Here is a 26,996-nt window from a genome sequence, read left to right as displayed (position 1 = left end):
GCCCCTCTACCCGGAGAGAATTTCAGGAATTTACGCATGAACGAGCCGCGCATCATCATTTCCCTTTCCCCAGAAAATCGGGAATTTTATCCACAGTTTGGCTTTGAGATTTTCTCTACTCTGAAGCGCTACGCTCTTCGCGTCCGACGCTTCACGGGCGATCCTCTCGACCTGCAAGCTGAGGTCGAAGGAGGAAGCTTCATAGTCCCGGATGATGCCCCGGCTACGGTAACGAGACTTCGCATCAAACATCTCGATGCCCCGGTACGGCTTGGCCTTGATACTGATCTCATTATCGAGATTTGGAATTTGGACACCGGAGAAGTCGTAACCAGTCTTCCGCATGAATTTCTCACTTCTTCTAAAATCAAGAATGCTGAGAAGGAAATGAGAAGCCGAAAGCGTCACTATGGTATTACTGGTTTCACCTTGGCTGATTATCATGCGTGGCGCGTGGAACGCTTTCCGCCCGATGAGATCGAAGACGACAATAGGATCGTTCATTTTATTGATCGTGATAAGGGACAGCCTACTGATTGAGCTCATTGGCCGCTTCACGCTGCACGCCCCTGCTCTACGCCAGCGGCACCATGGATGAGATCACTCGCCGTGACCTGTCCAGACGTTGCCGTGTGTATTGCGCTCAGCATACGCGGAGACGGGATAGTTTGTTTTGAAATCCACCGCGACACAGTCGTATGGGACACCCCCAAACGCCGCGCCAGCGACATTTGGTTTTCTCCGTTCGCCATCATCCATGCTTCGAGCTTCATGCAAGTTATGTGCACCCCATGCACTGTGCATGTCAAGCACATTGTGCGTGGGGCGGCGTGGCATCTCCCTGAAAGGAGCGTGAGACTGTGATATGCCTAAGATGAACCTCTCCCTTCAGTCCCACCTACGCGCATGGCGCAAACAAGTAGGGTTGTCACAAGAACAATTAGGGAACAAAATGGATGTCGCGCATACAACTGTAGGCCGATGGGAGCGTGGAGAAGTGCCACTTACGTCCGACCAATTCGAGCATTTGGCCCGGATTTTCGAGGTTTCTCCAGCTGAACTCCTTGTCGCGCCACCTGACGCAGCCTCCGTCCGAGTCCTGCATGAAACATATGAAATAGTCCGGAACATGAGTCCTGAGACGCTTAGACACTGGCTCGAAATCGGGAAGAAGCTCAGTTCATAAATTTATATGTGCATGATGTGCACAATTTAGGTTGACAGATAATGTGCACGAAATGCACATTCTTCCCATCGCCACCCGCGATGGAGAGGTTTCATGTCGTTTCAGTCGACCCGCGGACATCACTTGCGGTCCGCCCTGGACACGGTCCAGTGCTTTTTCCCGAAGATCTTCCGTAGCTATCACCGCAGTCGCAGCCTTGCCCGTATAGCGGCGCTGCCGACCGAGGCGTTCCTCGCCCAGGCGGACAGATATGACGAAGCGGCGCGGTTCTGCGACGTGCAGCCCGCAGGTAATCCCCTCGCCGTCCTGTTCCGCGATCTCGCCGACAGATGGCGCTGCCGCGCCCCGTCACGCCAGATCGCGCATGATCGAGGTGCGGCATGATCCGCAAGCCTCATCCCGCCGTTGGTGGACACACGCAGGAAAGCTTCGACGGCTTCCTGCGCGGATATCATCCGGACATCCGTGAGCAGGCCCGCGACCTTCGGACGCGCATGGACTGGTGCCACATGTTGGCCAATGACTACGGCTCCATTGAGCCGCGAACTGAACGGTTCACTGTCATGGCGAAAACATGGAGCGAGTCAGCCGACAGTCTGGAAGAGCAGCTCATACTGCTTCTTTATGCGAACCGGCTTCCGGATCCTGTCCCGGGCATTCCACCCGTCCCCGCCCATGCCGTTCAGAGCACGCCTCCCGTGGCACGTCAGTCCTCTCACGAAAGAGCGCGTCTGCGGACGTGGTGCGACAAGGCTGTCCGCAATCTGAGAGTGCTGGCTTACGCCGCGCCGCGGGAGGGCTTGTGATGGCCGGCAAGCGTCGCAGCAACAAGCCATTCTCGATCTGTGATGGCCGAGGACAGATTGCTGCCCGGTACAGCACGCTTTGGCATGCCCATATGGCTGCCTCCGCATGGTGTCGGCAGAAGCGCGTCTCCGTCCCTGTCCGCAAGGGATGCAAGATCGTCGCCATCGCGCGCCCCATCGAAGGCGGTCGCGTCACGCTCGACTGGGGCGATGCCCAGGAGCTGGCGCTATGACCGTCACGATCGTCGATATCCTTCAGGCACTCCGGCGCCGGAAAGAGCCTGTTGCTGTAGCGGCTTTCTTTGAAATCCCAGAAACAGCTGTCCACGAGGTGTGGGATAATCTGTTCGAGTGCGGGATTGCTGCCGCGACGGTGTATCCGACCGAGGTTACCGAACCCGCCGCCGTCAAAACGAGCGCGCCAGAAGGCATCACTGAACTGGCGGCCGCCAAGCCGCGGCGAAAAGGCGATCCGCCCCCTACTGGACGCCCAAAAGGCGGACGGCCGGTGCCCAGCCACAGTTCCGACCCTTCGAAGATGAGTCCTCTTCACCAGGAAATGCTCCGCCTCCTCAAGGAAGGGCGCGGTACCGCCGAAGTCTCCCGAATGCTGAACGTGACAACTGCCACGGTTTCGCAGCGCCGCCGGAAATTCGAGGACGCCAGCCTTCTCCCGGTCTCAAAATTCAGGAAACCCTGACATGTCTCGAATTCTCATTGAGGCTCGCGCACTTGCGTTTGCTTCATTCGCCGTTAACCCCGACAGCAATCGCTACCATCTGCGTGGAGTGCGGATCGAGCATCATGCCGGTCACGCCGTCTGTATAGCCACTGATGGCCTCATGCTTCTGTTTGCGCGGTCTTCCTTCCAGACGGATCCGTTCGAGCCATTCACCCTGAATTTTCGCAAGAGCGGGCGCCTGTTCGTCTGCGCGCGCAAGATGGGCCCCATGGTCTCAATCACTATCGGTCCGGATGGAGAGGCGGTCTGGGCAATCGAGCGCATGAACGGCACCGTGATCGAACGCGGATTTGTTGAGTTGCTGGACGCTGAAGATCCCTTTCCCGAATGGCGGGCCCTTCTGCCCCGCAGTCCGGTTCCTGTCTCACCAATACCGATTGATGTCTGGCACAAGCCGATACGCTGGCTCTGCCGCGCCGTCGACAATTACCAAGGCGACGTTGCCTGCACCCTGCGTCTGGCCTCCCCAGGTCCGGGACAACCGATTGTTGCCGTTCTGCCCGCCACGCCAGGAGTCGGCGGCCTGATCGTCCCCGTTTCATGTGAGCAAGGCATGGAGATCATTTTCCCCGACTGGACAATGTTGGAGCCGGAGAACGGAGAAGCAGCCAAAGACCCAGTCGTGGAGGACGTAGCATGAGGACGTCTTCTGATTTCCGAAGCCTGCGCGCCCAGGCGGCCTGCATGGGCTGGAAGCCATCAAAGACCAATGGCGGCCATATCCGCTGGCGTCATGCGTGCGGCGCAATTGTATTCGCCCCGTCCACCCCAAGTGATTGCCGTTCACGCAAAAACACTCTGGCACAATTAAAGCGCTCGACTCCCGCGCTGAAAGCACAGGCATCATGAGCAAGATCCTGATCACAAAGGCCGGCCAGGACGTTCTGGCCCGGAAGATGAAGCACGCCCTTGATACAGCATTGCTGGAGGGGCCTCGGACGACTGAAGAGATCATGATCTCTCTGGTGGTCCTGCTGATCGGCGGAAAATATGACTACAAGGTCATACTGGACCGCATCACGGGCCGGGACGGTGACGGCGGATTTCGTCGCATGGAGCAGGTCGACGTCGAGGACATCGCGATCGAGACGATCCAGCGGCTCACACAGATCATTCCTCCGTACAAGCGCACAAGCGCTGGCCGACCGGCTGAATCCTATCAGGTCGGCGAGCTGATCGGCGCGATCGTCAATGCTGACACCTATCTGCCGAACATGGCGACTGAGGACGTCCTGGCACACGTTCCCAGGCACACGCTTCTGGAGCTCACGCCCGCAGATGTTGGGCCAGAGAAGCATGTCAGACGTGCAAAACTTGAAGATTTGCGCGCCATGATCGTGGAGGCGAACGCCGAATGGCACCCCACGTCCTTCAGCTCATTCACGGAGGATCTGTCGTGATGAGCTTCCTCAAGAAAATCTGGCGGTTCTTCACAGAGCCATACGCCACCCGCGACGAAACTCCCGAAGACGTAGCCCAGAGGAACACATGGTGATGACCAAACTCTTCCGCCCGATCCAGTTCGCGGCGCGTTCAATTCGTGACCTGTGGCGCTGGCTCACGAACGATCATGACGACTTCAATCCCGACCGCGATGACATGGGGCACTACCGATGAGCCAGACCGAACAGAGCATTCTCATCGTTTTGAATGGCGACTGCGGATACAAGGCCCGGTTCTCTTATGCCAGTTCTCACAGTGGCGCTCGAGGTGAGTAATGAGCGACAGTATTCCTCTACCTCAAATTTTCACCTTCAAAGAAATCCTAACCCATTTGAAGGGTCGGATCGGCCGCAGGAAGCTTCTGGATCACCTGAAAGCGGTACCTGCCTATGCCGATGGGCCAACCCATCGACGTTGGTCCAATCGGATTATGTTCCATCCAGATGATTACAACCGCTTACTGCTGAGTCTCGAATGTCCCTTAAAATCGTCAAACGTCACGGTACGAAACGCCTCTACCTCAGCGGCACCGTCGGCGGACAACGCGTTAGCGAAAGCACAGGCACTGCTGACCCCCAACGGGCAGAAGAGATCCGGGCGAAACGCGAAGCAGAGCTCTGGCAGGAGAGCGTCTACGGCAAAAAAGCAGTCGTCACATTCGCTCATGCCGTAGCGGCCTACCTTGAGGCGGAAGAGCGATCAGAGACCACGAAATTTCATCTCCGCCGGCTACTGAATCATTTTGGGACCAGGAGACTTATCGACATCGCGCAAAACGAGCTCGATGAGGCGTATCGGAAAATCTTGAGGGAAGGCATGGATGCAAGTCCGGCCACGAAGATGCGAGGCGTCCTAACGCCGCTGAGAGCTATTTTGGAATTTGCCGCGATTCGGCGCTGGTGTGATCGACCGGCTTTTGACACGCCGCGCATTCCGAGGGCGAGGACTACTTATCTCAAGCCTGCTCAGGTTAAGCGCTTAATCGAGTGCGCAGCCCCTCACCTGAAGCCATTGCTGACTTTTCTTGTGGGAACAGGGGTTCGGATGTCCGAAGCTTTGGATCTGGAATGGAAGGATGTTGATCTGCCTCATATGCAGGCCGTGGTTTGGCAAAAGCAGGGTACTGAACGCCGCCTTGATCTGCCGCCAATTGTCATCAAAGCGCTGTCCGCGCTACCTCACCGACTTGGTCATGTGTTCCGGCCGGTTCAGATTCGTCGCCCTACCCTCGGCGCCGATCCCCAGCGAATGATTGGAGAGCGATATCATAACAATGGTCGGACCAGTGGTGGGCAGATTAAATCTGGCTGGGCTGCAGCATGCAGAAAGGCGGGGTTACCAGGACACTACCGAGTGTGGGTACCTAAAGGGCACTTGTCAGAGCGCCGGACATTCGTTCCTGATTTTACCCCCCACGATCTCAGACATACATGGGCCACTTGGCACTACTGCCTTCATCACGACATTCTTCGGCTGAAAGATGAAGGGGGATGGGAGACAATTGGCATGGTGACACGGTATGCAAAGCAGATGCCGGCGTCTTACCGGAAAGAAATCGAAGATTGGTCGTCTGATCAAAATCTGATTGAGAATCTAAATAGTTGAGCGATGATAGGCCATAGCGCATTGAAAGAAACAGTAGAAAACAAAAAGCAGAATTTATTTACGATAGGCTATGAAGGAGCCGATCTAAAGGACTTTGTGCTTACCTTGAAGAATCTAGGTGTTACGTGCTTGGCTGATATTCGCCAGTTGCCTATTTCAAGGCGAAAAGGTTTTGCAAAGACCGCACTTTCTCAAGCCCTAGAGAGCGAAGGGATTCGTTATGCACATTTTCGGTCTTTAGGTGATCCAAAAGAAGGAAGAGATGCTGCAAAGGCGGGAAATTACCGCTTATTTGTGAACATCTTTACCAGCCACATGCAAACGGAAATTGCTCAAGACGGTCTTCGGCAATTAGAGGCTATCGTCGGGCAAGAGGTAGTGTGCCTGATGTGTTACGAGTATGATCACAAGTCCTGTCATAGAAGCATTGTGGCAAGAATGATCTCTGATAGTGTTTCAATACATCTGAGGCATGTAAGCGTGAGATCGGGAATTGGACAAAAAATTAAGTCTGACGGAAATTTTCTCTGAAGAAGTTTTGATACTCGCAAAGGCTTATCCGTTGCCTGGCGCAAAACATGGAGAGACTGTTTGTTGTGCCGGAGTGACTAGAGAGGGGCAATGGAGAAGGCAATATCCAATTCCCTTCCGGCGCTTAAAAGAAAAATTCGATCGATGGGAATGGATTGAATATAAGTACAAACTTCCAGACCCCAGCCAAGACAAGAGAACAGAAAGTAGACGAGTTCAGGAAAACACGATTTTTCCAAAAGGAAAAATTAAAGAAAGCGAAAAGTCTCGCTTTCTGGAGAAGGTGATTGTTCCTTCTACACGACACGCATCCGAACTTGGAATGAGTCTGGCGTTGGTCCGGCCGCGTAATATCAAGCTTAAAATAATAAAGAAAAAACCCGAAGAATTAAAAGAAGAATCGGATCATTATAAAGAGGTTGGAAGGCAGAGAGGATTATTTGATAGTAGAGATGGGCAAGAGCTGAAATCAATTACGCCATGCCCATATAAATTCATATTTTCTTGGACGGATGCAGAAGGAAAATCGCATCAGAACATTTCCGAGGATTGGGAAATCCCTGCAATGTTCCATAACTTATGTCCAAAGTATGGAGAAAAAGAGGTATTGAAAACCATTCGTCTGAGATTTGAAGAGGAATACCCTAAAAGAGGGGTGGTGTTTGCGATGGGTACGCACAGCCGTTGGTCTGATACGTGGTTATTGATTGGGATAATTAGGCTCAATGAAACAGAGCAGGATTCGCTATTTTGAACCCACGGGCCGTAAAAAATCTGTTGCAGTTCTTGCAAACTCAAACCGATTCGCAAAGGGTTAGACTTGCATCGTGCCGCATATGCCATTCCCGAGAGGGACAAGAAAACAGAGAAAATATTTTTAATTTTCAGGGATTTAGGATGGTGGGCGCGACAGGGATTGAACCTGTGACCCCTGCCGTGTGAAGGCAGTGCTCTACCGCTGAGCTACGCGCCCATCCGTTGGACGGGCTTCTAACAAGATGTTGTTTTTCTGACAAGATCTTTTTCGCAGGAAGCCGGTTTGTCCGCTCCGGCTTCCCTTATCGGGCGCTCAGAAACCGAACATATGGTCGAGGGAGAAAGCTCCGCCCCCGTTTTCCAGTCCGTGATAGCCGAAGAGACGGCATGTCAGATCACGGATGAGGACGTAGCCGCCCACCCCTGCGTGATCGAGATTCGATGCTTCGAAAAGTTCGTGTGGACGCACCATGAAAGAGCCATTGGGCGCGATCCTGATCGTCGTCTGGGCCAGCAACGCACCATTTGCTGCATGAAGCAGCAGGACTGTTTCGGAGGCGTCAGTTCCTTCAACGGAAGCCGGATGGATCAGGCAACAGAAGCTGCGGAATGTGTCCTGAGCAGTTTTCTGACCCAGTTTCAGGAACAGCCGTGTTGTCAGGCCCGGCGGCGGCCCGGAATAGGATTGTGGCTCCGAACGCCATGTCATGAGCGTATTGAAGATATGGGCCCCGAAGCTGGTTTCGGCGGCATGGTCGCTCTCACGGTGGCGGTATCGCATCATGGCGTGCAGCCATCCATCCGCCTCGCCGCCATCGCGGAAATCATAGACCAGATCCGCATGGCCGGTCCGGTCCGTCAGATCGTGCAGAGCAACGGCCGTGTCATGATTGCGAGGAAGGTTTCCCAGAAAATGCGATCCGGTTTTTTCGCCGGATTCATCAAACACGTCCAGTCTGACAGGCAGCGTTTCCAGTGCTTCGGACATCGGATTGGGTTGAAGAAAAGTCTCGAAGCGTTTTGGATCGAGGATCGGGAACGGCAGCAGGAAGCCACGGCCCAGCGACGGTGGGAACTGACGGATGGCGGGATCTGGGCGCAGGTTGTCCCGCTCCACGTTCAGATGCGCAATGCGGGTTCGACCACGTTGGGTGATTTCATAGCGCGGACGGACCAGATGTCGGCCGGAACGTAGTTCAAGCTGTGCGGGCCAGTGCAGGTCAGGAAAAAGTGCACCGACATTTACAGCGACCGTTTCAAACGGCTTTACGGAGCGATCGAGCGCGCGTGGGGCGTCTTCTCCCATACGGTTGAAGGTAATCGCGCCAGCCGGGATTGTCGTCGCGTGACTGTTCTGGACCCACACGATCAGCGTCTCGTCAGGCTCCGGCGCCGGCAGGGTTGCGTAACGCACCGAAGGCCATGCATTGGCGTCGTGCGTGACGGACAGGCTCGGATCGCCGTTCTTGCCCCAGCTATCGAGCGCATATTTCACGACGTCATGACCGCGTGCACCGAGAACGTGAATGAAAAGCTGTCCCGTAAACTCAGGCAGATCAAACCGCCGCCGTACTGCGGCGCTATCGACCGTAATTCCCGCACCGGCTTCCGTCACCGGCTGCTCCCATTGCGCCAGAATTTTGCCGGTTTCGTCATAAAGCCGCATCCAGTAGCGCAGGTTTTCGGCGGCGTAGCTGGACCAGTAGTTGGCCGTCACGATCCGGCAGGAAAAGCGTTCTGTTTCGCGGAAAAAGGCAAAATTGGTCGCGAAGTTCAGCTTGTCCAGATAGGGTCGCCCCTTGACCAGCATATCATCTGGCAGGCGAGCGGGTGCGAGGGTCTGGAGTTCACGTCCGTTGAGAAGCCCCTTCAGGCGCGTCCGCATTTTTGCATCTTCAAATGACAGCGCGAGAATGACATCCGCTTCCGTCGCGGGAAGATCCACCAGTGCCCGCAGCGTACCGCCAAAACCATCCGGCTTTCCGACCTGTTCGGTGTCATGAACATAGACATGCGCCGGTTTCAGGCCCGGGTAGAGAGCAGCCAGTGTACGGGCGGCATCATCCGGGTCGTAGACCGCCAGTGTCCGGCCCGAGAATTCGGCTTCCATGCGAACGAGAGCTTCAGCGGCCAGCGGATGCGCCAGTGCCTTATACAGAATATTGCCACCCTGCGGACCAAAGGTGCGGATATCGAGCATACAGGGGGCCCTTTCAGAGCTTCAGACGTCGGCGCATTTCTCTCGCCACGAGGGGGGTATCGTCAAGCGGGGTCACGTCCCACGGGATCTGTTTGGGATCGAACATTTTCACACGCCCGGCGTCTTCGAGAGTTTTGACAAAGCGTGAAATCCGGCTCGAACGCCCCGGCAGCGGAAAAACCAGAACGGGCGCGGATGTCGCCACGGCTTCGGACATCATGGAAACGCTATCGGTCGTCACGGCAATGACGTCAGCACAGGCCAGCATCCCCATATAGGGATTGTCGTCGCTGCTCCCCGTTAGAACCGCGATGCCGTGCGGCTCCAGCCGTTTGCGAAAAATATCCACGGCAGCCGGATCGGTTCGGCGCGATGGCGTAAGAACGGCCTGCATGGTGTTGCGCATGGTAAAAGCGATGATCCCTTCCGCTATCCGCTCCGCTTCGGCCGCACCCAGTGTGAAACGGCCGTTGGCGCCCCCTATCAGAACAGACAGAAGCGGGCGGTCATCCCGTTTCAGCCGCTCTTCCCACTGGGCACGCGCCAGATCGAGCTTCTGCTGCGTTACGGGATGAAGCGCATTGCGCGAGATCAAGACGTTCGGCCCATTGATGCCATCATGCGTATTGGCAATCACCAGATCGAACTTTCGGACCGGCATACGCGGGTTCTGGATCTGCACAACGGGCAGCCCTTCGCGCCGTGCGACAGCCCTTCCAACAACGCCTCCGGTTCCTCCGATGCAGATGATGAGACGTGTGTCTTCGGGAATCCTGATCGGATCGACCCGCTTTAAGGGAAACGGCCAGTACCGTGCAGGAAAGCGCGACCAGAATGGCTGGATGCGAACTGGTCGAAAATCCCATTCCAGACCTGCCTTTTCGGCCAGTCCCGCACCCTGCGCGCGCATGCCGGCGAAGTCCTCCGCGATGATGATGGCTTTCATAACGGAACTCCGCAAAAAAGAAGGTGTTTCCCGAACTGCGAGAAATTTGGCAAGAAGCGCATATGACAACGTCCCAGACGCCCCCTGCCTCCTCGAATACAACCCCAGCCGCTCCTGCTCCCGGATTTGAGGAGCTTGGGCTGATTGCGCCCCTGCTGGCAACTCTCGCTCAGGCCGGCCACAAACGCCCGAGCCTGATCCAGGCACAGGCCATTCCTCCCCTGCTTGAAGGCAAGGATGTTCTGGTCGGCTCCCAGACCGGTAGCGGCAAGACGGCGGCGTTCGTACTGCCCATGCTTCAGAAGCTCGAAGAAGCGGGCCCGGCGCCCGGCCCTCGCGCGCTTATTCTTGAGCCGACACGCGAACTCGCCGCCCAGACCGCCGCCGTATGCCGTCAGCTCGGGCGCAGGCTTCCCCTGAAAACGCGCGTCGTATGTGGTGGAACTTCCCGTGAGCAGCAGGTCCAGTCTGTCAGCGATGGCGTGGATATCATCGTTGCCACGCATGGCCGTCTTCTGGATCTGGTTATGCAGGCCGATCTTGTTCTGGAACATCTGACCTATCTCGTTCTGGACGAAGCTGACCGCCTGCTGGACGAAGATTTTTCGGCTAGTATGACTGCTCTCACGCCCTATTTCCCCGATCATCCTCCTCAGACCGTTTTCTGCTCGGCGACATTGCCTGAGCCTGTGATGGATCTGGCCAAGCGGGTGACGCGCGATCCCGTTCGTGTGGAAATCGCGGCGGAGTCTTTCACGCCTAAAAATATTCGCCAGCGGGCGATCTTCGTGGAAAAAGACGACAAGCCCGAAACCGTGGCCCGTCTACTGAAGCATTTCGAAGGCCGAAGCATCGTGTTCGCGCGGACGAAGAACACGGTGGACGCGCTCGCCAAAATCCTGCGGCGACACAATTTGCGGATCGAAACCCTGCATGGGGATCGTACGCAGGGCGCTCGCAACAAGGCGCTTGATCTGTTCCGTCAGGGGCGCGTTCCCATTCTGGTGACGACCGACATCGCCTCGCGCGGTCTCGATATCCCGGACGTGGATCTTGTCATCAACATGGATATGCCTGAAACGCCGGAGGCTTATGTCCATCGTATCGGCCGGACAGCCCGTGCCGGACGCAAGGGCGTGGCGTTTTCACTCATCAATATCGATGAGCGGACTTTTCTGCGTGATGTCGAGAAACATATCGGCTACCGCGTCCGGATCGCGACGGAAGACTCGCTGGACCGTTAAGCGTTGCGGCTGGCGAGAATGTCCCTCGCCAGATTTTCCCATTCCTGAGCATTATCAACGCGGGGCCGTATGGGCGGAGGGGCTTCAAGGAGTGTCTTCAGCGCCCGTGCAATCGCTGCGGGGTCCGGATCGCACAGTACAGCCTGCGGATCGTCGGCAAACTGCTCGACCAGCCCGCCTACACGCGTTGCGACCACGTAGCGCCCGCTGGCAATCGCCATCGCGCCCACGCCACTCTGGGACGCCTCACGATAGGGCAGAACCACGATATCGGCCCATTCGACAAGCGCGGGCAGAGCGTCTTCCTCAACCCAGCGGTTCTCGACACGGACAGTTTCGAGCGTCCCAAGCCTGCTGAGTTCGGGGCTTTGCGGGCCATGTCCGACAACTCGGCATTCAAAGGTATGACGGACGTGGGGCAGAGCCTCCGCCAGAAGGTCCAGCCCCTTGTAAGGCAGAAGGCGCCCGAACATGAGAATGCGGGGCGCGCCTCCATGAGCAAATGGCACTGTGCCTGTCCCGCCGATAAAGGGTGGGTGTGCAAGCGCAGTTATGGGACACGACACGGCATGCGGCCCTGACGTCAGCCCGTCGGCAACATGACGGCTGAACGTGACGATCTGATCGGCGTGCCGGATCAACCGGCGCTGCAACAGGGCCTGCAACGGATATCCATCTCCCGGATGCGGCTGTGCATCATGCACGATAACAACGGTCCAGACGCCTGCTCTGTGGAGTACCTGCGTCATCAGCATGTCCAGTGGCCCCGGCATGGCACAGATGGCGACATCCGGGCGGAAATCCCGCACGATCCGTGCAAGCTGCCTACGAAGCCAGGGAGCCGTCAGAAGTCGTTTTAGCAATCCGCGCACCGAGCTGTATGTCGCGACCTTGACCACGGCTTCCGGGGCATTTTTGCTTCGCAGGATTTCGGCCCGTTCTGACAGGCAGAGCAGAACCTCCGTCTCTGGCAGTCTTTTCAGGCCATCCGCCAGATCCACCGCAATGCGTGGCCCTGCGCCCCGCCGTCCCCACTGCCAGACGAGAATGCGTCTGGCCGGACTGCCTTCGGAACGTCTGCTCACGGTCGCGCTCCAACGGCCTGCGCGGCTTCGCGCAATGTCGCACCATTCAGGCGTGTCGCAATTCTGTGTCTAGCATGCGCGCCCAGACGGGCTCGCAGATCCGGATCATCAGCCGCTGTCCGAAGGGCCTGCACGGCAGCCTCCATGTCAGGCAGTGCCCACTGCGTATCGGGCATGTCCCAGATCCCGCGAGGATCACGGGCAGAAACGAGCGTATAGGAAACCGGCAGGCCACAAATTTCGTCCATAAACTCGGCTGTTGCGGACCAGTCCGTTGCAATCACGCACCGCCCGAGCGCCATGGCTTCCGCCACGACAAGTCCGAAGCCTTCGCTTCGATGCAGGGACAGCACGATATCTGCACATTCCGTCAGAGCAAGTCTGTCGGCACCATCAAGCTGTCCGGTTTCGATACGGATATTGGGGGCTCCTCCGATGGCCGCCCGGATCGTCGCCAGATCCTCGGGGTAATGCGCGGTATGACCAATTTTCAGGAGCAGAAGCCGGTCCTTGCGGTCTCCAAAGGCTTTCCTGAAGGCATGGATTGTCTCGATCGGGCTTTTGCGAACCATGCTGGACGATAGGCTGAACGAAACGAGAACAATCACGCAGTTCTCCGGCAACCCGAACGACGCCCGATCCCGTCCGGAAGATTTTTCCTCCGCAAGACCAACCGGATGTTCCACAACCCGCACCGGACGTCCAAGAGAGCGCAGCGCATCCGCCGTAAACCGCGAAGGTGCCCAGATTTCATGTACATGCCGCCGGGCGATGCGCCATATGTCCGGGACGACCGGGAGTTCCCACGCCCAGTATCCGACAATCCGGCGCCCTGTCCGCAGTGGGCGTGGCATGAAGAACTGGGCATAAGGCAGCATGGGAGCATTCACATGCATGACCAGCGGCGCTCCCGGTCCGGTCCTGTCTCCTTCGAGGACGCGACGGTCAATATCCCATGTCGCGCAGGGAATCCCCATCTCCCGCAGCGCCCGGACCATCAGCCGCGCGCCTTCGCCCAGCCCGGAACTACGGCTGAATTCGCCAGCAACGATCATCCCCAGTGCCGCAACAGGTTTCTGCGGTCTGACCGGAGGCACAGCCAGAGCGGTGGCCCGAACGAAAAAGCGTCGTCGGGCGTCAGCAGGGAAGCACTGCCATACTTTGTGAAAAATGGAGAGAGACTGTTTCATCGTCCGTTCATGGGGCGTCTGTCCTTGGTCGCAAACATGGGCAAGGAGCCGAAATCTCTGGAAAACCGGGCGGAAAACAGAAAACGATGCTATCAGACCGGCCTCGGAAAAATGTGATTTCTTTCCGATATGGAAGGAAAGAAAGGCGATGTTCCCTCTCTGGCGACCTGCGCCCAACGTGCTTACACTACAATCCATGACCGATCCATGTCCTACGCTCTGTGGTGCAGGTATGGCTTCGCCGGGCTGCCGGACGGAGGGTGCCTGTTGTCGCGTCAGTCCGCGACGGTGGGGGATGGCATGAGTTGCAAGGCGGGACAGCGGCATCACCCCGTGCGGATCCGTCAGCCCCGTCTGTCGGAAACGCTGCCCGGTTTCGGACAGACCCCGCCCGTCTTTAAAGTGACCCTGCCCCCGCCCGATCTTGCCATGTGGCGTCTGCCGCCTTCAGGCGTACCGGGCGTATGGATCTTCGATTCGGGGCGCTCCGGCCCTGAAATCGTTATCACCGCTATGGTCCATGGCAACGAATATGCCGGGGGATGGGCGCTTGAGAACTTTCGCCGACGAGGCGTGTCCCTGACATCGGGGCGTCTGACCTTCATTGTGGCCAATCTGGAAGCCTTCGACCGGTTTGATATCAGAAACCCCGTCATGGCCCGCCATGTCGACGAAGATCTGAACCGCCTGTGGCACAGCACACGACTAAGTGGTCGCGACCATTCCAGCGAGCTTGAACGGGCCAGACAGCTTCAGCCTTATATCGCTCGGGCGGATCTGTTGCTGGATCTGCATTCCACGCTCTGGCCGTCCGAGCCCCTGTTCATCGCCTCTCCCCGTCATCGATCGGCAGAACTGGCCTGCGCTCTGGCGGCAGGGCGAAATCTGCCTCAAACGGTTCTGACGGATCTGGGGCATCAGGGCGGTTCACGCCTGATCGAGCACGCGCATTTCATGTCGCCGGGTGGGACCGGACGAAGCTGTCTTCTGGAAGCCGGATCTCACTGGGAGCCTGGGACCGTCACGGTCATGGAAAGCGCCATCGAGCGTCTTCTGGCGCAGGCTGAGGCCATTCATCTGCGAGGACATGCCACGCAGGAAGCCTGCGAGCCCGAATTGGCCGTCGTGACCGACAACATCATTGCCCGGCATTCGGATTTCAGTTTCGTCAGGCCATGGGAGGGCGGGGTCACGATTCCTAAAGCGGGAACGCCCCTCGCCCATGACGGGCATGATCTGATCTACACCCCGTATGACGAGTGCCTGCTGATCATGCCCAATCTGCGTCCCCGTCGGGGACAACTTGCGGTCCGTCTGGCCAGACGGACCGCATCACCGTTCAGATCTTAGGCCGAAGCGCGGTCATAGATCGGGAAGCGACGGCACAGGGCCTTCACTTCTTCATGGACGCGGGCCGTGACGGCTTCAGAGTTTTCTTCCTCAAGAGCCGCTGTCAGCACTTCGTCGATCATGCGGCCAACTTCGCGGAACTCGGCTTCTCCGAAACCGCGCGCCGTTGCCGCCGGGCTGCCCAGACGGATGCCGGATGTCACAAACGGCTTTTCCGGATCGAACGGAATGGCGTTCTTGTTCGCCGTAATGCCGGCACGTTCCAGAATGGCTTCGGCCAGCTTGCCCGTCACCTTCTTCGGACGCAGATCCACGAGGATCAGATGGCTGTCCGTCCCACCCGTAACAATATCGAAGCCGCGGTTCTGGAGTTCGTCCGCCAGCGCGCGGGCATTGGCGAGAACACGCTTCTGATAGTCCTTGAACTCGTCCGAAAGCGCTTCACCGAACGCAACGGCTTTGCCCGCGATGACATGCATGAGCGGACCACCCTGCAGACCGGGGAACACGGCGGAGTTTACCTTCTTCGCAAGTTCCGGATCGTTCGTCAGGATAATGCCGCCACGCGGACCACGCAGCGTCTTGTGCGTCGTGGATGTCGTAATGTCCGCAACCGGAACCGGATTCGGATACAGACCAGCCGCAACCAGACCGGCGAAATGGGCCATATCCACCATCAGATATGCGCCGACTTCATCAGCGATCTTGCGGAACCGGGCAAAGTCGATGACGCGCGGATAGGCGGAGCTACCCGCCACGATGATCTTCGGCTTATGCTCGCGGGCCAGCGCTTCCATCTGGTCGTAATCGATCAGACCATCTTCTGCGCGAACGCCATACTGTACGGAGTTGAACCACTTGCCCGAATAGTTCGGAGCCGCGCCATGCGTCAGATGTCCACCAGCCGCGAGGCTCAGACCGAGAATCGTATCGCCCGGCTTGGCCAGCGCCATGAACGCCGCCTGATTGGCATTGGCGCCGGAATGCGGCTGCACGTTTGCGAAATCTGCGCCAAACATCTTCTTCAAACGCTCGATGGCGAGGTTCTCAACACGGTCCACATCCACGCAGCCGCCGTAATAGCGCTTGCCCGGAAGGCCTTCCGCATACTTGTTCGTCAGCACCGAACCCTGTGCTTCCATGACGGCGAAAGAGGCCATGTTCTCCGAAGCGATGAGCTCGATGCCGTCCTGCTGGCGCGTCAGCTCCTCGTTCAGAATGGTGGCAACTTCGGCATCAACCTCCTTGAGGGGGGCATGAAAGAAACGATTCAGCGTGGACTGGCTGGCGTGTTCCGACATCGTGGTCCATTCTCCAGGGTGAGTTCGGCATGTGACTAGCCCAGATTGCCTGCCTCGGCAAAAACAATCCGCCTAACAAACGAGGATCCTTCATGACCACTCCGCTCTGGCGGACCAAACCCGTATCATCCGCAGCCGACAGCCAGACTGGCCTCAGGCGTGTTCTCGGTCCCTGGCAGCTCGTCGCCCTCGGTATCGGCGTGACGATCGGTGCTGGTCTTTTCTCTCTTACAGGTGTCGCCGCTGGCCAGAATGCCGGTCCAGCCGTGACGCTATCTTTTGTTATCGCAGCCGTGGCCTGCGGGTTTGCAGGTTTGTGTTATGGCGAACTGGCCGGGATGATTCCCTCCGGTGGTTCGGCCTATTCTTACGCCTATGCGTCCATGGGGGAGCTGATCGCATGGATGATCGGCTGGGATCTCGTGCTCGAATATACGGTGGGAGCGGCGACCGTTGCCTCAAGCTGGTCCGGCTATCTGGCGTCGCTTCTGGGCGGATGGGGGCTTCCCATCGACCCGAGGCTTCTTGCTCCGCCACTCACGCCTGTGACGCTGTCAGACGGCACCATCACGACTGCATGGTTCAATCTGCCAGCAGCCTGTGCCCTGTGGATCGTGACGGCGCTCCTGATGCGCGGTGTCAGCGAATCCGCGAAAGTGAATACAGCCGTTGTCGTCATCAAGCTGGCGGTCGTCGCTATCGTGATCGTGGTCTGTGCGCCGCATGTCCATATGGCGAACTATCACCCGTTCATCCCTGAAAATACCGGCACGTTCGGCACGTTCGGGTTTTCCGGTGTCATGCGCGCGGCCGGGATGGCCTTCTTCGCCTATCTCGGCTTCGATATCGTCTCGACCGCCGCGCAGGACAGTCGGAACCCGGCACGAAACATCCCGATCGGGATCATCGGAAGCCTGTTGATCTGTTCCGTGGTCTACGTCATTTTCTCGCTGGTTCTGACCGGGGTGGTCAATTATCGCCTCATGGCCAATGACCCGAGCCCAGTGGCGACCGCCATCGACACCGCGCATCTCCCTTGGGTCGCAAGTCTTGTGAAGCTTGGCATTACGTCGGGCTATGTCTCGGTTCTGTTCGGAATGCTTCTGGGACAGGCACGGATCTTTCTCGTGATGTCCCATGACGGGCTGCTCCCCCCGCTGTTTGCACGGCTGAACACCCGTACCCGCACGCCCTGGACATCTCATCTTCTGTTCGCGGTTCTGACAAGCCTTCTCGCGGCTCTCGTGCCGATTGGCGTGCTTGGGAACATGACCTCGATCGGAACGCTTCTTGCCTTCATTATTGTCTGTGCGAGCGTCCCCGTCCTGCGCCGAACCCAGCCGGATGCACCCCGTCAGTTCCGCGTGCCGGGTGGCGCTATCATTCCGGTCCTCGGCGTTCTGTCCTGCGGGGCCGTGATGGTATCGCTTGATCGCCTGACATGGATCCGGCTCATCGTCTGGCTCATCATTGGGCTTGTCATTTATTTCGTCTACGGCATCCGCAACAGTCGACTTTGCAGGGACTGAAGTTAGGCGCATGATCGGGGGTATGAGCAATGCAGCATATCCCCTTTCCCGTCCGCGGCGTAATCGCCACGATGCTTTCACCCGTCGTCTGGTGCAGGAACATCGCCTGCATGTTGACAACCTGATCTGGCCGATTTTCGTCTGCGAAGGTGAAAACCAGCGCCAGAAGGTCGACTCCATGCCGGGCGCCGAACGTGTCAGCGTGGACAATGTCGTCGAACACGTCCGACAGGCCGTGGACCTCGGCATCCCGGCCGTCGCCATTTTCCCCGTAACGCCCATGAGCGTCCGCGACGCCACGGGCACAGAGGCCCTGAATCCGGATAACCTGATGTGTCGCGCTTCGCGCACCATCAAGGACGCCTTCCCCGATCTGGGCATTATCGGAGACGTGGCGCTGGATCCGTACACCGATCACGGCCATGACGGCGTGATCGAGAATGGTCGGATCCTTAACGACGCCTCCGTGGAAATCCTCCGCCAGCAGGCCCTCAATCAGGCCCGTGCGGGCAATGACATCATCGCTCCCTCCGACATGATGGATGGCCGCGTGAAAGCCATTCGCGAAACGCTCGACGGCAATGGCTACGACACGACGCGCATCATGGCCTACACGGCAAAATATGCGTCCGCCTTCTACGGTCCGTTCCGCGATGCCTTGGGGTCCGGCAGCCTGCTGCACGGAGACAAGAAAACTTACCAGATGGACCCGGCCAATTCCGACGAAGCCATGCGCGAAGTTGAGCAGGATCTGCGCGAAGGTGCGGACATGATCATGGTCAAGCCGGGCATGCCGTATCTCGATATCATCCGCCGCGTGCGCGAACGCTTCGAAGTTCCGACTTTCGCCTATCAGGTGTCGGGGGAATACGCGATGCTGGTGGGGGCCATCCAGAACGGCTGGCTCGACCGCGATCGCACGATCATGGAAAGCCTGATCGCTTTCAAGCGTGCCGGCTGTAACGGCATCCTTACCTATTTCGCTCTGGACGCCGCCCGTCTTCTGCGGGACGAACACTGAAAAGCCCACAGACCCGAGGCGTTCAATCCTATTATACGGGGCTGAACGCTGAAAATATTGCAGCCCGCCTCCTTGAAGAGCGCGGGCTGACAATTATGGCGCGCAGATTACGAACGCCTTATGGCGAAATCGATCTTTTGGCAGCAGATTCGGAATGGCTGATTGCTGTTGAAGTCAAGCAGAGACGCAGCCTGCGGGAAAGTGCGTCATGCCTGACTGTCAGGCAGTCTCAAAGGCTGATGGAAGCCTTCGAGTATATCCTGCTGACGAAACCGGAGTGGCAGCGACCCAACACACGGTTTGATCTGATCATCGTGGACCCGTCAGGTCAGGCGCGACGCATTCAGGATGCGCTGCGCCAATTCTGAAAAATCAGGTGCGACGGACGCGGGCGTGGTGATGAGCGGACGCCACTGCGATATGGGCATGAGCGGTTGCATGTGGGCGATAAGCAACGTTGCGGATAACAGCGTGTGAACTGCTCCAGGCAACGGCTGTGTTATGCGACGTTGCGCGGCGCGCAAGCGCATGATGGAAAACGGCGCGGTGATAAACCGGCGTTGCAGTCAATGCGTCAAAGGTCAGCTTGCTGGCTTCGTAATCGGTGATGGCCGGACGGGCATAGGCCTTGCCTGCCCCCATGCAGATACCGACACCCATGATACCCAGAGCAATTCTGCCGACCCAGTTGCGCGCCATTGACGTTGTGTCCCATCCCGTTCTGATGGAAACAGCCTATGCGCTGAACTCGGGGTCCGGCAACCCCTGATGGGAAAGTTTCCGAAAAAATCAAGGTCCTGCCACTTTTCGTCGTTTCATGGCTGAATTGTGGCAGGAGCAATGCTTAAAAAGTGCTGAATTCAGCACTTTTCGTCACAATCGCGCCCGAATCAGGCGCGTGTCGGTCAGGCGTTGGCAGTCGTGATGCCTTTTTCGGTCAGCAGAGTCTCAAGCTCGCCGCTCTGGTACATGTCGGTCACGATATCGCAGCCGCCCACGAACTCGCCCTTGATATAAAGCTGCGGCACGGTCGGCCACTGCGAGAAGTCCTTGATGCCCTGACGCAGTTCAGCGCTCTCAAGGATGTTGCAGGTCGCAAACGGGACGCCAAGATGGTTGAGAATCTGGACCACGCGCGCGGAAAAGCCGCACTGCGGGAAGAGCTTGTCACCCTTCATGAACAGCATGACCGGATTGGCGTCGATCAGGGTCTGGATATGCTGGAACACGGTTTCGGACATTGGATTTTCCTTGGTTCGGCAGGGCGGACAGAACGTCCGCTCCTGCTGTCAGTGCTCGTCTGGAAAAAAAGACGTCAGCCCCGGCTCTTAAGGGGTGAGCGTCTTGAGGGCCATCGCATGCAGTTCGGTGCCCATGCGGGTTCCGAACGCATCATAAACCAGTTTGTGCTGGCGTACACGCGAAAGCCCGCGGAAGGCTTCGCTTGTAACCTGGCAGGCGTAATGATCCCCGTCCCCGGCGAGATCTTCGATCTCGATCCGGGCGTCAGGGATGGCGGCGAGGATCGTGCGTTCGATTTCAGAAGCTGCCATCGGCATAAAAATCAGGCTCCCTCACCCATGAACTGCGGGAAGAACGCGGCATTGATCTCGCTGAGACGCTCCGCGCTGACACTGACGGTTCCCGGCACGACCAGATCACTGCCGCCCGAACGTCCCAGACGGATTGCCGGTACATTGGCCTTCCCTGCTGCTTCGACAAGGGCTGCGCCATCGGGAGTTGCAACCACGTAGCAGCCCTGATCCTCACCGAACCAGAAGGCGTGCGCGGGAATGTTTGTCGGAGCGGCTTCAAGCGTGCAGCCGACGCCGCTCGCCATGACCATTTCCGCAACTGTCACCAGCAGACCGCCATCGGCGATGTCATGACAGGCCGCAACCTCGCCTGCCGTAATCTGGCTGCGCACAAAGTCCCCGTTACGACGTTCGACCGCGAGATCAACGACCGGCGGTGCTCCGTCTTCACGTTGGCAGATTTCGCGCAGCCACAGAGACTGTCCGAGTTCGCCCCGGATAGAGCCGACCAGCACCAGATCATGGGCATCCGGCATCGCAAGCCCGATGGACTTGGACGCATCCGCGAGCACGCCAAGCGCACCGATCGCGGGCGTCGGCAGAATTGCCTGAGCCTCGCCGGACGGTGAGCGCGTCTCGTTATACAGCGAGACGTTGCCGCTCACGACCGGGAAGTCGAGCGCACGGCAGGCATCGCCCATGCCTTTGATGGCATCGGCGAACTGCGCCATGATTTCCGGCCGTTCCGGATTGCCGAAGTTCAGGTTGTCCGTCACGGCCAGCGGTGTGGCACCCGTTGCTGTCAGATTCCGCCAGGCTTCGGCCACGGCCTGCGCACCGCCAGTCTTCGGATCGGCCTGACAGTAACGCGGCGTACAGTCCGTCGTCAGGGCGAGACCCAGACGCGTATCGTCAACGCGGACGACTGCCGCATCGGCTGCACCCGGACGACGCGCCGTGTTGCCACCGACCGAGCCGTCATACTGGTTCCAGACCCAGGCGCGGGACGCCAGATCCGGGCAGCCGATCAGCGTCAGCAGCGCCTTTTCGATCCCTTCCGGGTCAGCAGGCGTTTCAATCCGTGCAGGTGCCGTCAGCGGCACGGTCGGACGGTTATAGAGCGGAGCTTCATCCGCCAGCGGAGCCAGCGGAATATCGGCTTCGATTTCGCCATGATGACGGATCGTGATGCGGCCCGTATCGGTCAGCACACCGATGATGGCGAAATCCAGTTCCCACTTTGCGAAAATCGCACGGGCAACTTCGGTTCGTTCGGGCTTGAGGACCATGAGCATGCGCTCCTGGCTCTCGGACAGCATCATCTCGTAAGCCGACATGTTCGGCTCGCGCTGCGGAACGGCATCAAGATTCAGTTCAATGCCAACGCCGCCCTTACCCGCCATTTCAACGGCGGAAGAGGTCAGGCCTGCTGCACCCATGTCCTGAATGGCGACGATCGCATCGGTGGCCATCAGTTCGAGGCAGGCCTCGATCAGCAGCTTCTCGATAAACGGATCACCAACCTGAACGGTCGGACGCTTGGACGCCGCTTCCTCGTCGAATTCCGACGAAGACATGGTCGCACCGTGAATGCCGTCACGTCCCGTCTTGGAGCCGACATACACGACCGGATTGCCCACGCCAGCCGCAGCCGACAGGAAGATCTTGTCCTGCTTGGCCACACCGACCGTCATGGCATTGACGAGCGGATTGCCGTCATACGCCTTGTGGAAGTTGACCTCACCACCCACGGTCGGAACACCGACGCAGTTGCCATAACCGCCAACACCACGCACGACGCCATCGACGATACGACGCGTTCCTGCATGTTTCGGATCACCGAAACGCAGGGCGTTGAGGTTCGCAACTGGACGTGCGCCCATCGTGAATACGTCACGCAGAATGCCGCCCACGCCCGTCGCCGCGCCCTGATAGGGCTCGATGAAGGACGGATGGTTGTGGCTTTCCATCTTGAAGACGGCAGCCAGACCCTCGCCAATATCCACGACGCCTGCGTTCTCGCCCGGCCCATGGATGACCCAAGGCGCCTTGGTCGGCAGCGTCTTGAGATGAATGCGGGACGATTTGTAAGAGCAGTGCTCGGACCACATGACGGAGAAAATTCCAAGCTCCGTAAAGCTCGGCGTCCGTCCCATGATCGTGACAAGCTTGTCGTATTCCTCGCCGGTCAGTCCGAAAGACTGGGCAAGCTGGGCATCAATCGTCACACTCATCCGACAAGAGCCTCCACAAGGCCTTTGAAAAGCGGCACGCCGTCGGTTGCGCCGATTTCGGGGTCAGTCAGGTTCTCCGGGTGCGGCATCAGGCCACAGACACGGCCATTCTCGCTCAGAATCCCGGCGATGGAACGTGTGCTCCCGTTGGGGTTGGTCGCACGATCATCGTCCGAAACCACACTATCCGCCCCACAATAACGGAACGCCACGCGGCCTTCGCCTTCAAGACGCTTCAGCGTCTCGGGAGAGGCCGTGTAGTTCCCGTCACCATGTGCCAGCGGCGCGCGGAACACATCACCGCGCGCCCAGCCCCGCGTATAGGGCGACGACGCATTCTCAACCTTCAGATGGCAATCCTGCGACAGGAAACGCAACCCTGCATTGCGAAGCAGTGCGCCCGGCAGCAGATGGGATTCCGTCAGGATCTGGAAGCCATTGCAGACACCCAGAACATGACCGCCCTTGCCTGCGAACGCCTTGACGTCACGCATGATCGGCGAATGCGCGGCCATGGCCCCGCTGCGCAGATAGTCCCCGAAACTGAAACCGCCCGGCAGCACCACGAGGTCCAGATCCCCCAGAGAGGTTTCCCCGTGCCAGATCAGACGCGGCGTCTGCCCCGTCACCAGCTTCAGGGCATGGACCATGTCGCGCTCCCGGTTCGTGCCGGGAAATACGACGATACCTGCCTTCATTTCTGGCCCTCCGCCGGAGCGGACGCATGGCACGGATAAGTGTCATGCAGGGCGCGATAGACAGCCTTGCCCGCAGGCTCTGTCAGCGCGTCGTTGTGGGCATGCAGCCAGGCGACGACCAGCCCGCGGATTTGCGGGGCTGTCTGCTGGGCCGGAACGCAGAATGCCACCGGGGCGGACTCGTCATGGGCAAAGCTGTCGTACTTCTTCGCCCAGGCTTCACCATCCATCAGACCCGACAGATAGGCATCGCACATGCCGATGGAGGACTTGCTGGAGCACATCTGGCCTAGAGCCTTGCCTGAAACCTTGGACACGCGCTGTGCGTGAGCCGGGGCTGCCACGAGAGCCGGAGCAACTGCGAGACCGGCCAGCAGGAAGATCGTGGAAAGACGGGTCATCCGGCCACCTCGACGCTGAAATCCTCAATGACCTCATTGGCCAGAAGCGCGCGCGCCATGGCCTCGCCCTGCGCCAGTGCGTCGGCGGCATTGTCGGCCGGAACATCAAGTTCAACGACGCGATTGATGCGGACTTCGCCCAGACCCTTGAAGCCTAGGGTTTCGAGAGCATGACCCACGGCCTTGCCCTGCGGATCGAGAACGCCGTCTTTCAGGGAAACAAAAACACGGATTTTCACTGAACTGCCTCCGGACCCTTGAGGTCACCATTCCCGGACTCGGGCAGAATCCCGAGACGCTTTGCTACTTCCTGATACGCTTCTTCGACGCGACCCATGTCGCGGCGGAAACGATCCTTGTCCAACTTCTCGTTCGTCTTGGAATCCCACAGACGGCAGTTATCCGGCGAGATTTCGTCGGCCAGAAGAATACGCATCTCCTCGCCTTCCCAGATCCGGCCGAATTCCAGCTTGAAATCGACAAGCGTGATGCCGACAGCCGTGAACATGCCCATCAGGAAATCATTTGTTCTGAGTGCAAGCTGGTTCATGTCATCCATGTCCTGCGGCGCGGCCCAGTTGAACGCTGCGATATGCTCTTCCGACACCATCGGGTCGTTGAGCGCGTCGTTCTTGTAGTAATATTCGATGATCGTGCGCGGCAGGCGCGTCCCCTCGGGGATGCCAAGCCGCTTAGCCAGCGAGCCCGCCGCCACATTGCGTATCACAACTTCAAGCGGGATGATCTCCACTTCGCGGATGAGCTGCTCGCGCATGTTCAGCCGACGGATGAAGTGGGTCGGGATGTTGATCTCGTGAAGCTTGAGCATCAGGTATTCGCTGATGCGGTTGTTCAGGACGCCCTTCCCGGTGATGATGCCGCTCTTCGCGCCGTTTCCGGCGGTGGCGTCATCCTTGAAGTACTGAACGAGTGTGCCGGGTTCTGGGCCTTCAAAAAGAACCTTGGCTTTGCCCTCATAGAGCTGGCGGCGGCGAGCCATGAGCAATCCTTAGCGTTGCGCCGTCCTGACAGGAAATGCGGACGGCTGGAGCAGCGACGAATTGTGGTTCCATAGCATTGCGGAACCGGAACTGCGAGTGTGCGGAACGCAGGAAATCGCAGGAGGTCTGCGTCCCGCACCCTTCTCAGTTAAAGATACGGGCGAAGATGCGGTCCACGGCGCGCAGATGCTGTGCCGGGTCGAACGCCTGATCGAGAATGTCCTTGCTGACACGACCGGCCACTTCCGGGTCGGCTTCAAGGTTTTCACGGAACGTCTTGAAGCCCGGCTTGTTCAGCTTGGTCCATGTTTCCATGGCGTTACGCTGCACGATCCGATAGGCGTCCTCGCGGGAAATCCCAGCACGAGCCAGCGTGAGCAGGACTTCGCCGGAATGGACGACGCCACCGAGGCTTTCCATGTTGGCGATCATCTGCTCGGGATAAACGACCAGCTTTTCCATCATCCCGGCCAGACGCATCAGCGCAAAATCCAGCCCGATCGTGGCGTCGGGGCAGATGTTGCGTTCGACGGCGGAGTGGCTGATGTCCCGCTCGTGCCACAATGCGACGTTTTCCAGAGCGGGGACGACATGCGAGCGGATCAGGCGCGCCAGACCCGTCAGGTTCTCCGACAGGACAGGGTTGCGCTTGTGCGGCATGGCCGAACTGCCCTTCTGTCCCTTGTGGAAGAACTCTTCCGCTTCCCGGACTTCAGAACGCTGAAGATGACGGACCTCGATCGCCAGACGCTCGATGCCGCTGGCGATCACGCCGAGCGTGCAGAAGAACGCTGCATGGCGGTCGCGCGGAATGACCTGCGTTGACACGCTCTCGACAGCCAGACCCAGCTTGTCGGCGACGTATTCCTCGATTTCCGGGTCGATATGGGCATAGGTGCCAACAGCGCCGGAAATCGCGCAGACCGCAATTTCCTTGCGGGCCTGCATCAGACGCTCGCGGTTACGAGCGAACTCGGCATAGTGCCCCGCAATCTTCAGGCCAAAGCTGGTCGGCTCGGCATGAATTGCATGGCTGCGGCCGATCGTCACCGTGTTGCGATGCTCGTAGGCGCGCTCTTTGAGTGCGGCGAGAACCCGGTCCAGATCCTCCAGCAGCAGATCAGCGGCCTGCGTCATCTGAACGGACAGGCAGGTGTCCAGCACATCCGAAGACGTCATGCCCAGATGGACGAAACGGCTGTCCGGACCGACTTTTTCCGCAAGCCAGGTCAGGAACGCGATGACGTCATGGCGCGTTTCGGCTTCGATCTCGTCGATGCGGGCCAGATCCGCATCGGAGAACGCCGCCATGGCGACGTCACCCTTTTCGCGGATGGTCTTTGCTGATTCGGCGGGAATGTCACCCCGTTGTGCCATGGCTTCGCAGGCAAGGGCTTCGATCTCGAACCAGATGCGAAAACGGTTGGCGGGAGACCAGATGGCAGTCATCTGCGGACGGCTGTAACGGGGTACCATGGGAACTCCGGATGCGAGGTGGGGCTTTACGGAGGCTCCTTAGACCAAATACGAAGACATTGCACGGACCCCTTTTCGGAAGAATGACACCTTGGCCCCTGACTCTCTGCTTCACGCACTTATAGCCCTCGGCCAGATCACTCTGATCGACATCACCCTTGCCGGTGACAATGCGGTCGTTATCGGGATGGCCGTGCGCAATCTGGAAGGTCGGCAGCGCCGTCTCGCCATTCTGTTTGGAACGGGGTTCGCCGCCATTCTGCGTGTGGGGCTGGCCCTGCTGGCGACCACGCTGCTCGCCGTGGTCGGTCTGACTCTGGCGGGTGGATTTCTGCTTCTGTGGGTCTGCTGGAAGATGTATCGTGAGCTTCGAGGAGGCGAGCATCATGAGGACGTCGAGGCTGCTCCGCCCCGGCTCGGCCCTGCCGTGCTTAAAATTGTTGTGGCTGATCTGTCCATGAGTCTGGACAACGTGCTGGCGGTTGCCGGAGCGGCTGTCGGTCATCCGTGGATTCTGGTTGCGGGGCTCGTGCTGTCGGTGCTGCTGATGGGGCTTGCTGCATCGGTCGTCGCCAATCTTCTGGCCAGATATCGCTGGATTGCATGGATCGGTCTGCTGGTGGTTCTGGGTGTTGCAATCGAACTCATCATCCGCGGCGGCGGGGAGGTCTGGACGCATGTTCTTCCGAGCTGACAAAACTCTTTTTGCTGGACTG

33 protein-coding genes and 1 tRNA gene are annotated in these 26,996 nt (G+C 58.5%); 18 read left to right on the top strand and 16 right to left on the bottom strand.

Annotation, left to right across the window (positions count from 1 at the left end; genetic code table 11):
* The first annotated feature begins 36 nt into the window (after positions 1-36).
* A complete protein-coding gene (locus HKD28_RS12240; protein WP_194268543.1) occupies positions 37-540 on the top strand; it encodes a hypothetical protein in 504 nt (167 codons plus the stop codon).
* 14 nt (positions 541-554) lie between these two features.
* Here the strand turns inward: HKD28_RS12240 and HKD28_RS16075 are convergent, their stop codons facing one another.
* Positions 555-731, bottom strand: a complete 177-nt coding sequence (locus HKD28_RS16075; RefSeq protein ID WP_407925771.1) for a YdaS family helix-turn-helix protein — start codon at positions 729-731, stop codon at positions 555-557.
* Between the two features lie 134 nt (positions 732-865).
* Between HKD28_RS16075 and HKD28_RS16070 the strand changes: the two genes are divergently transcribed.
* The 11 genes from HKD28_RS16070 to HKD28_RS12185 all read left to right on the top strand — a co-directional run bounded on the left by HKD28_RS16070 (position 866) and on the right by HKD28_RS12185 (position 7,067).
* Complete coding sequence (locus HKD28_RS16070; protein WP_099286649.1) at positions 866-1,186, top strand: helix-turn-helix domain-containing protein; 321 nt, start codon at positions 866-868, stop codon at positions 1,184-1,186.
* Between the two features lie 93 nt (positions 1,187-1,279).
* Positions 1,280-1,570 carry a hypothetical protein gene (locus HKD28_RS12225; protein WP_194268538.1) on the top strand — a complete coding sequence of 97 codons (291 nt, stop codon included), beginning with the start codon at positions 1,280-1,282 and terminating at the stop codon, positions 1,568-1,570.
* Positions 1,567-1,992 carry a hypothetical protein gene (locus HKD28_RS12220; RefSeq protein WP_194268536.1) on the top strand — a complete coding sequence of 142 codons (426 nt, stop codon included), beginning with the start codon at positions 1,567-1,569 and terminating at the stop codon, positions 1,990-1,992. Before HKD28_RS12225 ends, HKD28_RS12220 begins: the two co-directional genes overlap by 4 nt.
* Positions 1,992-2,225 (top strand): hypothetical protein, encoded by a 234-nt coding sequence (locus tag HKD28_RS12215; protein WP_062108528.1) that lies wholly within the window; start codon positions 1,992-1,994, stop codon positions 2,223-2,225. Before HKD28_RS12220 ends, HKD28_RS12215 begins: the two co-directional genes overlap by 1 nt.
* Entirely contained in the window at positions 2,222-2,692 is a 471-nt protein-coding gene (locus HKD28_RS12210) for a helix-turn-helix domain-containing protein (RefSeq protein WP_194268534.1), read from the top strand. Before HKD28_RS12215 ends, HKD28_RS12210 begins: the two co-directional genes overlap by 4 nt.
* 1 nt (position 2,693) lies before the next feature.
* On the top strand, positions 2,694-3,374 hold the full coding sequence (locus HKD28_RS12205) for a hypothetical protein (protein ID WP_194268532.1): 681 nt from the start codon (positions 2,694-2,696) through the stop codon (positions 3,372-3,374).
* 205 nt (positions 3,375-3,579) lie between these two features.
* Positions 3,580-4,134, top strand: a complete 555-nt coding sequence (locus HKD28_RS12200; protein WP_194268530.1) for a hypothetical protein — start codon at positions 3,580-3,582, stop codon at positions 4,132-4,134.
* Positions 4,135-4,228: 94 nt separating this feature from the next.
* Complete coding sequence (locus HKD28_RS15940; RefSeq protein WP_268898561.1) at positions 4,229-4,351, top strand: hypothetical protein; 123 nt, start codon at positions 4,229-4,231, stop codon at positions 4,349-4,351.
* A gap of 300 nt (positions 4,352-4,651) precedes the next feature.
* Positions 4,652-5,782 (top strand): tyrosine-type recombinase/integrase, encoded by a 1,131-nt coding sequence (locus HKD28_RS12195; RefSeq protein WP_194268528.1) that lies wholly within the window; start codon positions 4,652-4,654, stop codon positions 5,780-5,782.
* A 21-nt stretch (positions 5,783-5,803) separates the two neighbouring features.
* The gene (locus HKD28_RS12190; RefSeq protein WP_207728985.1) at positions 5,804-6,313 is read left to right on the top strand and encodes a DUF488 domain-containing protein; all 510 of its coding nucleotides are present in this window, start codon (positions 5,804-5,806) and stop codon (positions 6,311-6,313) included.
* Positions 6,276-7,067, top strand: coding sequence for a hypothetical protein (locus tag HKD28_RS12185; protein ID WP_194268523.1), 792 nt, complete (start codon positions 6,276-6,278; stop codon positions 7,065-7,067). The genes HKD28_RS12190 and HKD28_RS12185 overlap by 38 nt, the downstream gene beginning before the upstream one ends.
* A gap of 144 nt (positions 7,068-7,211) precedes the next feature.
* Here the strand turns inward: HKD28_RS12185 and HKD28_RS12180 are convergent.
* From HKD28_RS12180 to HKD28_RS12170, 3 genes are all read right to left on the bottom strand, one after another.
* Positions 7,212-7,286: transfer RNA gene (locus tag HKD28_RS12180), tRNA-Val, on the bottom strand.
* Between the two features lie 96 nt (positions 7,287-7,382).
* Entirely contained in the window at positions 7,383-9,269 is a 1,887-nt protein-coding gene (locus tag HKD28_RS12175) for an adenine nucleotide alpha hydrolase family protein (RefSeq protein ID WP_194268521.1), read from the bottom strand.
* A 13-nt stretch (positions 9,270-9,282) separates the two neighbouring features.
* Positions 9,283-10,215: a mitochondrial fission ELM1 family protein gene (locus HKD28_RS12170; RefSeq protein WP_194268518.1), complete on the bottom strand. Its 933-nt coding sequence runs from the start codon at positions 10,213-10,215 to the stop codon at positions 9,283-9,285.
* Positions 10,216-10,277: 62 nt separating this feature from the next.
* Between HKD28_RS12170 and HKD28_RS12165 the strand changes: the two genes are divergently transcribed.
* Positions 10,278-11,459: a DEAD/DEAH box helicase gene (locus HKD28_RS12165; protein ID WP_194268516.1), complete on the top strand. Its 1,182-nt coding sequence runs from the start codon at positions 10,278-10,280 to the stop codon at positions 11,457-11,459.
* On the opposite strand, the gene HKD28_RS12160 is transcribed toward HKD28_RS12165, so the two are convergent.
* On the bottom strand, positions 11,456-12,544 hold the full coding sequence (locus tag HKD28_RS12160) for a glycosyltransferase family 4 protein (RefSeq protein ID WP_194268514.1): 1,089 nt from the start codon (positions 12,542-12,544) through the stop codon (positions 11,456-11,458). The genes HKD28_RS12165 and HKD28_RS12160 overlap by 4 nt on opposite strands.
* A complete protein-coding gene (locus HKD28_RS12155; protein ID WP_194268512.1) occupies positions 12,541-13,734 on the bottom strand; it encodes a glycosyltransferase family 4 protein in 1,194 nt (397 codons plus the stop codon). The genes HKD28_RS12160 and HKD28_RS12155 overlap by 4 nt, the downstream gene beginning before the upstream one ends.
* Positions 13,735-13,941: 207 nt before the next feature.
* Here HKD28_RS12155 and HKD28_RS12150 point away from each other — a divergent pair, with 207 nt between their 5' ends.
* Positions 13,942-15,084: a M14 family metallopeptidase gene (locus HKD28_RS12150; RefSeq protein WP_235993456.1), complete on the top strand. Its 1,143-nt coding sequence runs from the start codon at positions 13,942-13,944 to the stop codon at positions 15,082-15,084.
* Here the strand turns inward: HKD28_RS12150 and glyA are convergent.
* Positions 15,081-16,385 (bottom strand): serine hydroxymethyltransferase, encoded by a 1,305-nt coding sequence (gene glyA / locus HKD28_RS12145; RefSeq protein WP_194268510.1) that lies wholly within the window; start codon positions 16,383-16,385, stop codon positions 15,081-15,083. The two genes, HKD28_RS12150 and glyA, sit on opposite strands and share 4 nt — an antisense overlap.
* Before the next feature lie 92 nt (positions 16,386-16,477).
* Between glyA and HKD28_RS12140 the strand changes: the two genes are divergently transcribed.
* From HKD28_RS12140 to HKD28_RS12130, 3 genes are read left to right on the top strand one after another with little or no spacing between them, the layout of a single operon-like run.
* Positions 16,478-17,914 carry an amino acid permease gene (locus HKD28_RS12140; protein WP_194268508.1) on the top strand — a complete coding sequence of 479 codons (1,437 nt, stop codon included), beginning with the start codon at positions 16,478-16,480 and terminating at the stop codon, positions 17,912-17,914.
* A 10-nt stretch (positions 17,915-17,924) separates the two neighbouring features.
* The gene (hemB, locus tag HKD28_RS12135) at positions 17,925-18,935 is read left to right on the top strand and encodes a porphobilinogen synthase (RefSeq protein WP_194268507.1); all 1,011 of its coding nucleotides are present in this window, start codon (positions 17,925-17,927) and stop codon (positions 18,933-18,935) included.
* Positions 18,932-19,303, top strand: coding sequence for a YraN family protein (locus tag HKD28_RS12130; RefSeq protein WP_328750506.1), 372 nt, complete (start codon positions 18,932-18,934; stop codon positions 19,301-19,303). Before hemB ends, HKD28_RS12130 begins: the two co-directional genes overlap by 4 nt.
* Positions 19,304-19,307: 4 nt before the next feature.
* On the opposite strand, the gene HKD28_RS12125 is transcribed toward HKD28_RS12130, so the two are convergent.
* The 9 genes from HKD28_RS12125 to purB form a co-directional block, all read right to left on the bottom strand.
* Entirely contained in the window at positions 19,308-19,634 is a 327-nt protein-coding gene (locus HKD28_RS12125; protein ID WP_194268504.1) for a hypothetical protein, read from the bottom strand.
* A 206-nt stretch (positions 19,635-19,840) separates the two neighbouring features.
* Positions 19,841-20,176, bottom strand: a complete 336-nt coding sequence (gene grxD, locus HKD28_RS12120; protein WP_099286707.1) for a Grx4 family monothiol glutaredoxin — start codon at positions 20,174-20,176, stop codon at positions 19,841-19,843.
* Positions 20,177-20,263: 87 nt separating this feature from the next.
* Positions 20,264-20,494, bottom strand: coding sequence for a BolA/IbaG family iron-sulfur metabolism protein (locus HKD28_RS12115; RefSeq protein ID WP_062032111.1), 231 nt, complete (start codon positions 20,492-20,494; stop codon positions 20,264-20,266).
* Between the two features lie 5 nt (positions 20,495-20,499).
* Positions 20,500-22,704, bottom strand: a complete 2,205-nt coding sequence (gene purL, locus HKD28_RS12110) for a phosphoribosylformylglycinamidine synthase subunit PurL (protein WP_194268501.1) — start codon at positions 22,702-22,704, stop codon at positions 20,500-20,502.
* Positions 22,701-23,402 (bottom strand): phosphoribosylformylglycinamidine synthase subunit PurQ, encoded by a 702-nt coding sequence (gene purQ, locus HKD28_RS12105; RefSeq protein ID WP_194268499.1) that lies wholly within the window; start codon positions 23,400-23,402, stop codon positions 22,701-22,703. Before purQ ends, purL begins: the two co-directional genes overlap by 4 nt.
* A complete protein-coding gene (locus tag HKD28_RS12100; protein WP_194268497.1) occupies positions 23,399-23,803 on the bottom strand; it encodes a Rap1a/Tai family immunity protein in 405 nt (134 codons plus the stop codon). Before HKD28_RS12100 ends, purQ begins: the two co-directional genes overlap by 4 nt.
* Positions 23,800-24,042 carry a phosphoribosylformylglycinamidine synthase subunit PurS gene (gene purS, locus HKD28_RS12095; RefSeq protein WP_099286711.1) on the bottom strand — a complete coding sequence of 81 codons (243 nt, stop codon included), beginning with the start codon at positions 24,040-24,042 and terminating at the stop codon, positions 23,800-23,802. Before purS ends, HKD28_RS12100 begins: the two co-directional genes overlap by 4 nt.
* Positions 24,039-24,803 carry a phosphoribosylaminoimidazolesuccinocarboxamide synthase gene (gene purC, locus HKD28_RS12090; protein ID WP_194263023.1) on the bottom strand — a complete coding sequence of 255 codons (765 nt, stop codon included), beginning with the start codon at positions 24,801-24,803 and terminating at the stop codon, positions 24,039-24,041. The genes purS and purC overlap by 4 nt, the downstream gene beginning before the upstream one ends.
* 145 nt (positions 24,804-24,948) lie before the next feature.
* Entirely contained in the window at positions 24,949-26,280 is a 1,332-nt protein-coding gene (gene purB / locus HKD28_RS12085; RefSeq protein ID WP_194268495.1) for an adenylosuccinate lyase, read from the bottom strand.
* A gap of 91 nt (positions 26,281-26,371) precedes the next feature.
* On the opposite strand from purB, the gene HKD28_RS12080 reads away from it, so the two are divergent.
* The gene (locus HKD28_RS12080; RefSeq protein WP_099286714.1) at positions 26,372-26,974 is read left to right on the top strand and encodes a YjbE family putative metal transport protein; all 603 of its coding nucleotides are present in this window, start codon (positions 26,372-26,374) and stop codon (positions 26,972-26,974) included.
* Positions 26,975-26,996: the final 22 nt, after the last annotated feature.

The organism is Gluconobacter cadivus (assembly GCF_015244745.1).
GTDB lineage: Bacteria > Pseudomonadota > Alphaproteobacteria > Acetobacterales > Acetobacteraceae > Gluconobacter > Gluconobacter cadivus.
This window is presented reverse-complemented; position numbering and strand designations above follow the sequence as displayed.